We start from the raw sequence: 11,727 nt of genomic DNA on the forward strand, positions 1-11,727 counted from the left end.
GCAAAGGCGAACACATGGCGGGCAGCGTCAACAAGGTCATTCTCGTCGGCAATCTGGGGCGTGACCCCGAAAGCCGCAGTTTCCAGAACGGCGGCAAGGTCGTCGAACTGCGCATCGCGACGTCGGAAAACTGGAAGGACCGCAACACCGGCGAGCGCAAGGAGCGCACCGAGTGGCACACCGTCAAGGTGTTCAGCGAAGGCCTCGCCAATGTCGCCGAGCGCTATCTGCGCAAGGGCAGCAAGGTCTATATCGAGGGCGCGTTGCAGACCCGCAAATGGCAGGATCAGCAGGGCCAGGACCGCTATTCGACCGAGATCGTGCTGCAGGGTTTCAACGCCGTGCTGACGATGCTCGACGGCGCACCCGGCCAGGGCGGCGGTGGCGGTGGCGGCGGCAACGTGTCGAGCGGCCGTGACGATTGGGGCGGATCGTCGGGCGGCGGTCGCGACGAGTTCGCCGGCGCATCGAGCGGCGGTGGCGGCAACGGTGGCAAGGGTGGCTTCGGCGGCGGCTATTCGGACGACCTCGACGACGACGTTCCGTTCTGATCGGGAGCGAAACCGTTTCCGATCGGTTCCCTCTGCATGACTAGCCCGCCGACCCACACCGCCTCCGGCTGGAAAGTCGACGAATCGGCGCGCGCCGCGATCATGGCGGCGTACGAGCTGGAGACGCTGCGCGACACGGCGGCGCTCAGGAAGATCACCGATTTCGCCGCCGCTCTGTGCGGCTGCCCGGTGTCGCTGGTCAGCCTGGTCGAGGAAACGCGCCAGACCTTCATCGCGCGATCCGGCATCGACATTACCGAGACCCCGCGCGACGTGTCCTTCTGCGCGCACGCCATGCTGGGCGACGAAATCATGGTCGTCCCCGACGCGACCGACGATCCGCGTTTCGCCTGCAATGCCTTGGTGACCGGCGAGACCAATATCCGGTTCTACGCCGGCGCACCGCTGGTGACCGAGGACGGCATTCCGTTGGGGTCGCTGTGCGTGATCGATACCGTGCCGCATCCCGAAGGCTTGACCGATCTGCAACGTCAGGGCTTAGAAACGCTTGCCGATAACGTCATGGCGCGGCTGCGCGACAATCGCGATGCCGCAGTGTCACGCAATGCCGAACGCGATGCGCGCATAGCGCTGACCGACAGCAACACCCGCTTCCGCACGCTCGCCGATACGATGCCGCAAATGGTGTGGTCGACGCTGCCCGACGGCTATCACGATTATTTCAACGCCCGCTGGTACGAATATACCGGCATGCCCGACGGATCGACCGACGGCGAGGGTTGGAACGGCATGTTCCACCCCGACGATCAGGAGCGCGCTTGGGCGCGATGGCGGCAGTCGCTGACCAGCGGCGATCCGTACGAGATCGAATATCGCCTGCGCTATCGCGACGGCACCTATCGCTGGGTGCTGGGCCGCGCGCTCCCGATCCGCGACGACGAGGGCAAGATCGTCCGCTGGTTCGGCACCTGCACCGATATCCACGAACAGAAATTGACGCTCGAAGAGCGCGAAGTGATCAGCCAGGAGCTGAGCCACCGCATCAAGAACATCTTCTCGGTGGTGTCGGGGCTCATCGCCTTCTCGGCGCGCGCGCACCCGGAGTTCAGGGACATCGCCGGCGACCTGCGCGACCGCATCACCGCGCTCGGCCGCGCGCATGACTTCGTCCGTCCGCATAGCCCCGCCTCGATGCCGGCGAACCAGCCTAACAGCCTGATCGGTCTGCTCGGCGAATTGTTCGAACCGTATCAGGTCACCGGGCAGGATCGCGTATCGTTGAAAGGCGACGACGTCGCGATCGACGATCGCTCCGCGACACCGCTCGCGTTGCTGTTCCACGAACTCGCGACCAACGCGACCAAGTACGGCGCGCTGTCGGTTCCCGACGGCTGGGTCACCGTGACGATGAACAGCGACGGCGAAGCGGTGACGCTCGACTGGCGCGAACAGGGCGGCCCGGCCGTAACGCCGCCGGGAGGCAGCGGCTTCGGCACGCAACTGATGGAATTGAGCGCGGTGCGTCAGCTCGGCGGGACGGTCGCCCGCGACTGGAAGGCAGACGGACTCGACGTAACGGTGACGGTCCCGCTCGCGGCGTTCAGGCGTCGTTGACGCCGTAGTTCAGCAATACGAGGTCGTCGTTCGCCGCTGCTGCGTGTTCCTTCCCCGCGGCGACCGCAGCCGCGGTCAGGATCGCGCGCTCGCTGAACGGCTTGCGGACATAGCCCAACGCATCGCACGGCAATCCGATCTGCCCCGGATTGGCGGTCACGAACACGACCTTCACGCCATAGTCGCGCGCCAGCGCGGTGCCGATCTCCGGACCTGTCGGTCCGTCGCGAAGGTTGATGTCCACGAAGGCGAATTGGGCGGTCGGCGCCGCCGCGAGCGCACTCGCGCGGTCGGCCGCGATCCCCGTCACCTGGTAACCGGCGTCGGTGAGTATTCTTTCCAAATCTAAAGCGACGAAGATCTCGTCTTCGACGATCAATGCAGTGGGCAAAACCAGCTAATCCAAATCAGTATCGCTTGGAAAAACCTACTCTGCCCGATTCTGTTCCAGTCGATATAGGATGGTAACGACATCGCTCATCATGCGTGTGACCATCGCGCAACAGTCATCGCCGCAGTAGAAATACGGCATGCTCGGCGAGCAAGTTCGCCATCAGGTCGCTGGTACGCTTGTCGCCCGACAGGAACCATGCGCCCTCGACCGTGATGCCGCGCTCCTTCACCAGCGCGCGGAAATCGTCGACCGTGACGTGGTGAATGTTGGGCGTCGCATACCACGCCACCGGCAGCAGCCGCGTGACCGGCATCCGCCCGCCCCACAACAGGCTGGCCCGCACGCGCCAGTGCGCGAAGTTGGGAAACGACACGAACGCGCGCCGCCCGATCCGCAGGAGATGCTCGAGCACCACGTCGGGCGCACGCGTCGTCTGCAGCGTCTGGCTGAGGATCGCATAGTCGAAGCTCTGGTCGGGATAGCCCGCCAGATCGACATCGGCGTCGCCCTGAACCACCGACAGCCCGCGCCCGACCGCGCTTGCTACATCACCCGCATCGAGTTCCAGCCCGCGCGCATCGACCTGCTTCTCGTCACGCAGCGCCGCCATCAACGCGCCGTCGCCGCACCCGATATCGAGCACGCGGCTGCCCTTAGCGACGTTGGCGGCGATCACCGCGAGGTCGGGGCGCAGGCTCATGGCGCGACCTTCAGCATCTGCGCGAAATCGGACGACAGCCGCTCCATGTACCGCTCCGGCCGCAGCAAGGTGTGGAACCCCAGGCTCTCATACACGCCATGCGCGTCGGCGGTGACCAGCGCCATGCGCCGCAGCCCCTGGAAGTCGGGATGGTCGAGGAACCAGCCGACCAGCTTGTGCCCGATCCCCTGCCCGCGCACCTCTTCCTCGACCCACACGTCCGCCAGCCAGGCGAAGGTCGCGTGATCGGTGATCATCCGCGCGAAGCCGACCTGCTCGCCACCGTCATAGGCGCCCAGGCAATGCGACCCGAAGATCGCGCGCTCGACCGTATCGCGGTCGATCCCCGGCGACCAATAGCTCGACGCCAGCCATTGATGGACGCGATCGATCTGCAGCCGCGCCTTGTCGTCGTCGAGCTCGATCATGCCGCCCTCAGGAAACCGTCGACCACCCGGTTCAGTTCGGGCGAGTCGAGCAGGAACGCGTCGTGGCCGAACGGCGATGTCAGCTCGACGAAACTGACCGCCGCGCCCGCCGCGTTGAGGGCATGGACGATGATCCGCGACTCCGCGGTCGGATAGAGCCAATCGGTGTCGAAGCTGACCAACGCGAACCGCGTCGCGGTGCCCTTGAAGGCGTTGGCCAGCAGCCCGCCATGCTCCTCGGCGAGATCGAAATAATCCATCGCACGCGTGATGTAGAGATAGCTGTTGGCGTCGAACCGGTCGGTGAAGCTCAGCCCCTGGTGCCGCAGATAGCTCTCGACCTGGAAGTCCGCGTCGAACCCGAACGACTTGGCCTCGCGCGCCTGCAGCCGCCGTCCGAATTTCTCGGTCAGCCCGGCTTCCGACAGATAGGTGATGTGCGCCGCCATCCGCGCGACCGCGAGGCCGGCCGCGGGCGGCTCGCCCTTGCCGTAATAGTCGCCGCCCGCCCATTTGGGATCGGCCATGATTGCCTGACGCCCGACCTCATGGAACGCGATGTTCTGCGCGGTATGGCGGGCGGTCGAGGCGATGATCACCGCCTTGGTCACGCGTTCGGGAGAGGTCGCCGCCCAGCTTAGCGCCTGCATCCCGCCCATCGATCCGCCCACGACCGTGACCCTGTCGATGCCGAGATGGTCGAGCAGCATCGCCTGCGCGCGCACCATGTCGCGGATCGTGATGACCGGGAACGCCATCGCATAGGGACACGCGGTCATCGGATTGACCGTCGCCGGTCCCGACGACCCCATGCAGCTGCCCAGCACGTTGGCGCAGACGATGAAATAGCGCGCCGGGTCGATCGGCTTGCCCGGACCGACCATCCGTTCCCACCAGCCGGGCTTACCGGTGACGGGATGCTCGCTCGCGACATGCTGGTCGCCGGTCAGCGCGTGGCAGATCAGGATCGCGGGGCTCGCGGGGTCGCCATAGGTTTCGTACGCGATATCGACCGGCGACAGCAGCACGCCCCCGTCGAGGCGGAGCGGCCCCGGCAAGCTCACGTGGCGCGACAGGCCGAAGCGCTGATCGTCGGTCATGGAAGCGGGCGTTAGAGGAAATTCGGCGAGCATCAACTCAATCCTCCCCATCGCAGATGGGGAGGTGGCAGCGCGCAGCGCTGACGGAGGGGCCGCAGCCGCGCAGCGGCGAGGATCGTGCCACGCTCGCTGTGCTCACGCCCCTCCACCATCGCTGCGCGATGGTCCCCCTCCCCAAGCGAGCTTGGGGAGGAATATTCTCACCCCGCCTTCCGCACCGGCGCCATCGCCGCCATCACCGCTTGCGCCGCGAGCCGCCCGGTCTGCGCGCCGCCGTTCATGTAACCGGGATACGCATCCGAGAGGTGCTCGCCCGCGAAATGCACCGGCCCGGAGTCGATCGGCCGCGACGCGACGCCATCGGTTTCGGTCCAGATCAACGGCGCGAACTTGGTCAGCTGGCCGGGGCGATAATTCACGTAGGCGCCTCGCGTGAACGGATCGAGGTGCCAGTTGGTCCGCCGCACCGTCGGGCTCGTCGCGGCGGCCATGCCCTTGACCCCGCCCTCCGCCATCCGCGCGAACTTGAGCGCCAATGCGTGCGGATCAGCGGCGTCCGCGGCGAGCGTTTCGTTGCCGCCGGTGAACCAGGTCCACACGCTGCCCGCAGCCTCCGACGGCCGAATGCCGCCGTCCCAGCCGAGCGACGAACCCACCCCATGATCCGTCTGCCACACCTCGCCGCCGCGCCCGACCGAGGCTTCCCATGGCCGCGCGGTCGTCACCGCCTGGACCTTGCCGTTGCGGCCCAGCCCGACCTCGGCATTGTATTGGCGCCACAGCGGCGGCAGCGGCGTGCCGAATGCGATGCGGCTGACGATGGAGATCGGGACGGTGACGATCACCGCCGATGCCTGGATCCGTTCGCCATTGGAAAAGGTCACGCGCGCGCCCGATCCGATCCGGTCGATCCGCGTCGCACGACGGAACGTCGTGATCCGGCTTGCCAGCCGCGCGGTCATCGCCTCGATCAGCGACGAGCTGCCACCCGCCATCAGGAAGCGTTCGTCGCTGCGCGAGAGGACGTCGATCCGCTGTCCCTCGATCGTCGGCAGGTTGAACACCAGCTCAAGCGCCGAGCAGTCGCCCGGCTCGCTGCCATATTCGGTGCGCGCGGTCGCTTCCATCAGGCGATGCACCCAGGGCTCGGGGATCAGCTTGGCGTGCTTGTCGAGATAGCCGGTGAACGACATCCGATCGAGCTCGGCCGCGACCTTCTCGTAATCCTTGTCCAGCCGCGCGGAATCCGCATCGATCTGCCCGGCGATCCCACGCAGTCCGGCGACGAGCGTGTCCCGCGGCACCTCGGTCGCGCCGTCGAGGATCATCGTGCGATACGCGCCGACCTTGCGATCGATCAGCGCCACGCCGAATTCTTTGCACAGCGCGTGCATGTCGGCATGATCGGTGTTGACGAGTTGGCCGCCGACCTCGATCGCCGGCTGGCCCTTGGCCTTCGCAGTGTACATCCGGCCGCCGGTCCGCGTACGCGCTTCGTACAGCCGCGCATCGACCCCAGCCTTGGTCAGCTGCCACAATGCCGACAGTCCCGCGATGCCGCCGCCGATGATCACCACCGGCGCACCGCTGGTCGTCAGCGCCCGCGCCTGTCGCGGCAAAGCGGCGGTCGCCGCCGTCGCGGCCAACGCCATCAGCACCTGGCGCCGAGTCTGGCCGTCGCTGCCCGGCACCGGCGCTGCCTCGCCTGCCGCCTTCAGATTCTCCTCGCGTGCCTTCTCCAACGCCTGCCAGAATGCCGTCGGTCCCCGCATCGTCCCCTCCTGTTGCGTCCGCCATAACTTGCCAATCCGAGCGCCGCCAGCAATAGCCGCGCGCATGTCCGCACCAGAACCCAAGCCATGGATCATGGCGATCGCCCCCTATGTGCCCGGGCGCTCGACCACCGACGACGGCCGCAAGGTCGCCAAGCTCTCCTCCAACGAGAACCCGCTCGGCACGAGCCAAAAGGCGCGCGACGCGTTCCTGACCGCATCGACCAACCTCGAACGCTATCCCGATGCGAGCGGCAGCGAACTGCGCGAGGTGCTCGCCGCCAAGCATGGCCTCGACCCGGCGCGGATCATCTACGGTAACGGATCGGACGAGGTGCTTCACCTCGCGGCCGGCGCCTTCGCCGGCCCGGGCGACGAAGTCATCTTCGTCAAATACGGTTTCGCGGTGTATGAGATCGCCGCGCGGCGCGTCGGCGCGGTGCCGGTCATCGCGCCCGACAACGACTATGCTACCGACGTCGATGCGATCCTGGCCTGCGTCACCGACAAGACCAAGATCGTCTACATTGCGAACCCCAACAACCCGACCGGCACCTATGCCAGCCGCGAGGAAATCGCGCGGCTCCATGCAGGGTTGCGCAACGACATCCTGCTCGTGCTCGACCACGCCTATGCCGAATATATCGAGGGCGATGCCGAGGACGGCGGGATGGCGCTGGCCGAGACCGCGTCGAACGTGCTGGTCACGCGGACCTTTTCGAAGATGTACGGCCTCGCCGCCGAGCGGATCGGGTGGGGCTATGCTTCGCCGGAGATCATCGCCGCGATGCACCGCATCCGCCTGCCCTTCTCGATCACCATTGCCGGGACGGCGGCGGCGGTCGCGGCGCTCGGCGACCAGGATTTCGTCGCGCATACCAAGGCGCACAATGCCGAATGGCGCGCATGGTTCTCGGCCGAGATCGCCAAGATGGGCAATGCGGGTCTGCGCGCGGTGCCGAGTCAGGCCAATTTCGTGCTGGTCCTGTTCGAAGGCGCGCTGACCGCGGAGGCCGCGTACAAGGGCCTGATGGACGCCGGCTACATCGTCCGCTGGCTGCCCGGCCAAGGCTTACCGCACGGGCTGCGCATCACCGTCGGTACCGAGGACGAGTGCCGAGGCGTAATCGCCGCGTTGCGCGCGATGGTCGCCAAGGCGGACTGATGCTGCCCTTCGCGCGCGTCACGATCATCGGATTGGGCCTGATCGGCTCGTCGATCGCACGCGCGGTGAAGGCGCATATGCCGAGCGTCCGCGTGACCGGCCACGACGCCGATCCCGGCGTGCGCGCCGCGGCGACCGCGCTCGGATTCTGCGACGACGTGACCGACACCCCTGGCGCGGCGGTTACCGACGCCGATTTCGTCATCCTGTGCGTCCCCGTCGGGGCGATGCGCGCCGCGGCGGATTCGATCGCGCTCGACCTGCCGATCGATGCCGTCGTCAGCGACGTGGGGTCGTCGAAGGGGACCGTGCTCGCCGCGCTGCAAGCCGCATTGCCAGGCGTCGCGGTGATCCCCGCGCACCCCGTTGCCGGCACCGAACGCAGCGGCCCGGAAGCAGGCTTCGCCACCCTGTTCCACGGCCGCTGGTGCATCCTGACTCCGCCCGAGGACGCCGCCGAGGCGACGGTCGAGCGCGTCGCCGAGTTCTGGCGGCGGCTGGGCGCCGAGGTCGAGACGATGGCGCCCGACCATCACGACCGCGTGCTGGCGATCACCAGCCATCTGCCGCACCTGATCGCTTACACGATCGTCGGAACCGCGAGCGACATGGAAGAAGTCACGCGATCCGAAGTCATCAAATATTCCGCCGGCGGCTTTCGCGACTTTACCCGCATCGCGGCGTCCGACCCGACGATGTGGCGCGACGTGTTCCTGTCGAACAAGGACGCCGTGCTCGACATGCTCCAGCGCTTCTCGGAGGATCTCACCGCCCTCCAGCGCGCGATCCGCTGGGGCAAGGGCGACGAATTGTTCGATCTGTTCACGCGCACCCGCGCCGTCCGCCGATCGATCATCGAACAGGGCCAGGACGACGCCGCGCCCGACTTCGGCCGCACGCACGATTAGGCTGGCAATGTAGGATTTGGCCTGTCAGCGTCGGCGGGCTCTTTGACATGGTCGGCAGTGGCGTAAGCTCCTATTTCGCTGGAGCATAAGTGGGGCGTCGGCGAAGCGTAGCGGTCGCGTTGTGGATGCGTCGGTGTCGCGTCGGTGTTGCGTCGGTGTCGCGATCATGATGACTGAGGGGGTCTGAGCGGCGCGTCGCGGAGGCCAACCCGCCGCGTTTGGGCCTAACCGCCGCCTATAGTGCAACCTTTGTCAACTTCGGGGCTCCAGCACGTTGATCGCTTCGTGCACCCGCGCCTCGATCTCGGCTCGCGGCAGGCCGGGCGGAATCGGTTCGCCGAAGCGGAAGGTCGCGATGCCGGCGCGCTTGAGCCCTTTCTTCGGCCATAGCCGCCCGACATCGGTCGCGATCGGCACGACCGGCAGGTCGAGCATCTTGTACAGGCCGGCGAACCCCGATTTGAGTTCGGGCTGCTCGCCCGGTTTCACGCGTGTTCCTTCGGGGAAGATCATCACCGACCGCCCGCTTTCGCGCGCCGCCTTCGCCTCGCGCATCAGCGCCCGCAGCGCGGTCGCCGACGCGGCGCGATCGACCAGGATGATGCCGTAGACCTGCGTCGCCCAGCCCCAGATCGGGATGCGGGCGAACTCGCGGCGCATGATGATGGCGGGCGCCCCCATCTCCACCATCAGGTCGAGCGTTTCGAACATCGATTGATGCTTGGCGGCGTAGAACACCTGTCCGCTCGGCCGTGGCCCCTTGTAGCGCGAGCGGACGCCGAGCAGGTATCGCGCGCACCAACGGTGGAACCGCGTCCAGCCGACCGAATAGGCGATCAGCGCGTTCCGCCCGAACAGTGCCGAAAACGGCACGATCAGCACGATCGGCACCGACAGGCCGTAAAACACGATCATGAACGCGATATTCCGGATCAGCGTCACACGCCGATCCCGGTCCACAGCGCGATACGGCGCAGCAACAGCTTGTTGTATTCGACGATCAGCAGCCCGAGCGGCGCTTCGCTCCGCACCCCGTCCGCGACGATCGTCACGTCGTCGTCGAGCGCCGCGCGCAATTCCATCGCCGCGCGCGCCATGTGCCAGTCGGACGTCACCAGCCGCACCGACTTGTAGCCGTGTGCCTTGACCCAGTCCGCGGTCTCCTTGGCGTTCGACCGCGTATCGACCGCTTCGTGGCCGAGATCGACGCAGCACGCGAACAGGGCGATCGGCGCGCGGTTGGTCTTCGCCAGCTCGATCGGGCGCACGCTAGGGGCGACGCCGGTGATCAGCATCCGCTTGGCCTGGTGTTTCGCGATCAGGTCGAGCCCGCGGTCGATCCGACCCGGCGCCCCGGTCGGCACGACGATCGCGTCGGTCGGCTGGCCGTCGACCGGGCGCGGCAGCATCAGCATGAACGCCGCAAAGCCCAGGATGTACGCCAGGACGAGAAAGCCGATCAGCCGCCGGACGATCATTGCATCACCCTCAGCCGCCGCAGCACCGCGACTCGCGCGGCGCCCGTCGCGACGATCGCGAACAGCAGCGGCAGCGCCGCCAGGATCAGCCAGTCGCGCAGCGTCAGCGCCGCGCCGCCGACCAGGTCGGAGCCCAGCCCGTTCACCTCGCGCGCGATCAGCCAGACCACCAGCATCGCCGCGACCGCGCCGATCGCGCCGCCGATGACGGTGTCGAGCGCGATGCGGCGCTGGAATAGCCGTGCGACCTGGACGTCGGTCGATCCCAGCATGTGCAGGATCGCGATCGTGTCGCGGTGCGTCTCCAGCCCCGCTCGCGCGGCGAGCAACACGACCGCCGTTGTCGCCAACGCCATCAGCAGCACGAGCGCCGCCGCGCCCGCGATCATCGTCCGCATGAAGCTGGCGACCGGCGACAGCCAACGCGACTGCGAATCGACTCGCGCAGTCGTGGCTGCCGCGCGCACGCCCTTCGCCACCAGCATCGCCGATTCCTCGCTCGGCACGCTCATATCGACGTCGATCAACGTCGGGATCGGCACGTCGGCGTCGCTCGACACCTTGCCCAGCCAAGGCTTGAGCAATTCGTCGAGCCGTGCGCGATCGACGGGCACCGCCCGCTTGACCGCGGGCATGTTGTTCAGCGCGGTCATCACGGCCTGCGTATCGCGGTCGCGTTGCGCTGCGTCGGCGGTGACGATCTGCACCGTCAGCCGACCGGCAAGCTGGCGGTCAAGCGACCCCGCCGCGTTGACCATTCCGAGCCCCAGCGCGGCCGCGAGCACGGTCAGGAACAGCATGATCGCCATGATCCACGTCATCGCGCGCGTCCCCCCGCGCTCGTCGAGGATGCGGCGGTCCGCGGCGCCGGCGACGACATCGACGCTCATGCGGACGGCCTCGCCGGCGGATTGCGCAGCGCACCGGTCGGATCCATCAGCCGCCCGGCCTCCAACCGCATCATGTGCGCATTCTGAATCCGGCCGAGCAGGTGGAAGTCGTGCGTCGCCACCACCACCGTCGTGCCGAGCCGATTGAGCGATTCGAACAGATGCAGCAATCGCGCCGCCATGTCGGGATCGACGTTGCCGGTCGGTTCGTCGGCGACCAGGATTTCGGGACGCCCGATCACCGCGCGGGCGATCGCGACGCGCTGTTGCTCCCCGCCCGACAACGTAGGCGGGGTCGATTGGCCCTTTTCCGACAGCCCGACCCATTCGAGCATCTCGCGCACCGGCGCATCGATATCGCCTTCGGGGACACCCGACAGCCGTAGCGGCAACGCGATATTGTCGAACACCGACAGATGCGGGACCAGCCGAAAATCCTGAAACACCACGCCGATCCGCCGCCGGAACCCCGGGAGCCGCACGCGCGCCAGCGTCCCCGCATCCTCGCCGAACAATCGGATCGTCCCCGTCGTTGGGCGCTGTGCGAGGTACAGCAGCTTCAACAGCGACGTCTTGCCCGCCCCGCTCGCGCCGGTCAGGAAATAGAAGCCGCCCGAAACCAACGTGAAATGCAGTCCCGACAGCGTCTCGCCGTCGCTGTTGGGATAGCGCAGCCCCACATCCTCGAACTGCACGATATTCGCCATCGCGGGAGCAATGGCATGTAACGCTGCGCTACATCAAGGCAGGAGACTTGCCGCGAGTC

At 67.1% G+C, this 11,727-nt stretch carries 13 protein-coding genes; 4 read left to right on the top strand and 9 right to left on the bottom strand.

From position 1 onward, the window contains the following. Window positions 1-14: 14 nt before the first annotated feature. Window positions 15-551 (top strand): single-stranded DNA-binding protein, encoded by a 537-nt coding sequence (gene ssb, locus FPZ24_RS14330; protein WP_146573093.1) that lies wholly within the window; start codon window positions 15-17, stop codon window positions 549-551. Window positions 552-587: 36 nt separating this feature from the next. After that, window positions 588-2,126, top strand: a complete 1,539-nt coding sequence (locus tag FPZ24_RS14335) for a PAS domain-containing protein (RefSeq protein WP_240047490.1) — start codon at window positions 588-590, stop codon at window positions 2,124-2,126. Here the strand turns inward: FPZ24_RS14335 and FPZ24_RS14340 are convergent. The 5 genes from FPZ24_RS14340 to FPZ24_RS14360 all read right to left on the bottom strand — a co-directional run bounded on the left by FPZ24_RS14340 (window position 2,113) and on the right by FPZ24_RS14360 (window position 6,520). Next, window positions 2,113-2,523, bottom strand: a complete 411-nt coding sequence (locus tag FPZ24_RS14340; protein WP_146573095.1) for a response regulator — start codon at window positions 2,521-2,523, stop codon at window positions 2,113-2,115. The two genes, FPZ24_RS14335 and FPZ24_RS14340, sit on opposite strands and share 14 nt — an antisense overlap. A 109-nt stretch (window positions 2,524-2,632) precedes the next feature. Continuing rightward, window positions 2,633-3,220 carry a methionine biosynthesis protein MetW gene (metW, locus tag FPZ24_RS14345; protein WP_146573097.1) on the bottom strand — a complete coding sequence of 196 codons (588 nt, stop codon included), beginning with the start codon at window positions 3,218-3,220 and terminating at the stop codon, window positions 2,633-2,635. Then, window positions 3,217-3,648, bottom strand: a complete 432-nt coding sequence (locus FPZ24_RS14350) for a GNAT family N-acetyltransferase (RefSeq protein WP_146573099.1) — start codon at window positions 3,646-3,648, stop codon at window positions 3,217-3,219. Before FPZ24_RS14350 ends, metW begins: the two co-directional genes overlap by 4 nt. Beyond that, window positions 3,645-4,748 carry a homoserine O-acetyltransferase MetX gene (gene metX, locus FPZ24_RS14355; RefSeq protein WP_146573101.1) on the bottom strand — a complete coding sequence of 368 codons (1,104 nt, stop codon included), beginning with the start codon at window positions 4,746-4,748 and terminating at the stop codon, window positions 3,645-3,647. The genes FPZ24_RS14350 and metX overlap by 4 nt, the downstream gene beginning before the upstream one ends. Window positions 4,749-4,948: 200 nt before the next feature. Next, window positions 4,949-6,520: a flavin monoamine oxidase family protein gene (locus FPZ24_RS14360; protein ID WP_146573104.1), complete on the bottom strand. Its 1,572-nt coding sequence runs from the start codon at window positions 6,518-6,520 to the stop codon at window positions 4,949-4,951. 64 nt (window positions 6,521-6,584) lie between these two features. On the opposite strand from FPZ24_RS14360, the gene hisC reads away from it, so the two are divergent. Together hisC and FPZ24_RS14370 are read left to right on the top strand one after the other, a co-directional pair. Then, window positions 6,585-7,685, top strand: coding sequence for a histidinol-phosphate transaminase (gene hisC, locus FPZ24_RS14365; RefSeq protein WP_146573106.1), 1,101 nt, complete (start codon window positions 6,585-6,587; stop codon window positions 7,683-7,685). After that, window positions 7,685-8,593, top strand: a complete 909-nt coding sequence (locus FPZ24_RS14370; RefSeq protein ID WP_146573108.1) for a prephenate/arogenate dehydrogenase family protein — start codon at window positions 7,685-7,687, stop codon at window positions 8,591-8,593. The genes hisC and FPZ24_RS14370 overlap by 1 nt, the downstream gene beginning before the upstream one ends. Window positions 8,594-8,845: 252 nt before the next feature. Here FPZ24_RS14370 and FPZ24_RS14375 read toward each other — a convergent pair whose 3' ends face one another. From FPZ24_RS14375 to ftsE, 4 genes are read right to left on the bottom strand one after another with little or no spacing between them, the layout of a single operon-like run. Then, on the bottom strand, window positions 8,846-9,535 hold the full coding sequence (locus tag FPZ24_RS14375; protein ID WP_146573110.1) for a lysophospholipid acyltransferase family protein: 690 nt from the start codon (window positions 9,533-9,535) through the stop codon (window positions 8,846-8,848). Beyond that, the gene (locus tag FPZ24_RS14380; RefSeq protein WP_420853405.1) at window positions 9,532-10,068 is read right to left on the bottom strand and encodes a YdcF family protein; all 537 of its coding nucleotides are present in this window, start codon (window positions 10,066-10,068) and stop codon (window positions 9,532-9,534) included. The genes FPZ24_RS14375 and FPZ24_RS14380 overlap by 4 nt, the downstream gene beginning before the upstream one ends. Beyond that, window positions 10,068-10,961, bottom strand: a complete 894-nt coding sequence (locus FPZ24_RS14385; protein ID WP_146573114.1) for a cell division protein FtsX — start codon at window positions 10,959-10,961, stop codon at window positions 10,068-10,070. Before FPZ24_RS14385 ends, FPZ24_RS14380 begins: the two co-directional genes overlap by 1 nt. Then, a complete protein-coding gene (gene ftsE / locus FPZ24_RS14390; RefSeq protein WP_146573117.1) occupies window positions 10,958-11,668 on the bottom strand; it encodes a cell division ATP-binding protein FtsE in 711 nt (236 codons plus the stop codon). Before ftsE ends, FPZ24_RS14385 begins: the two co-directional genes overlap by 4 nt. Between the last annotated feature and the right edge of the window lie 59 nt (window positions 11,669-11,727).

The sequence above is a fragment of the Sphingomonas panacisoli genome (assembly GCF_007859635.1).
In the GTDB taxonomy this organism is placed as follows: Bacteria; Pseudomonadota; Alphaproteobacteria; order Sphingomonadales; family Sphingomonadaceae; genus Sphingomonas; species Sphingomonas panacisoli.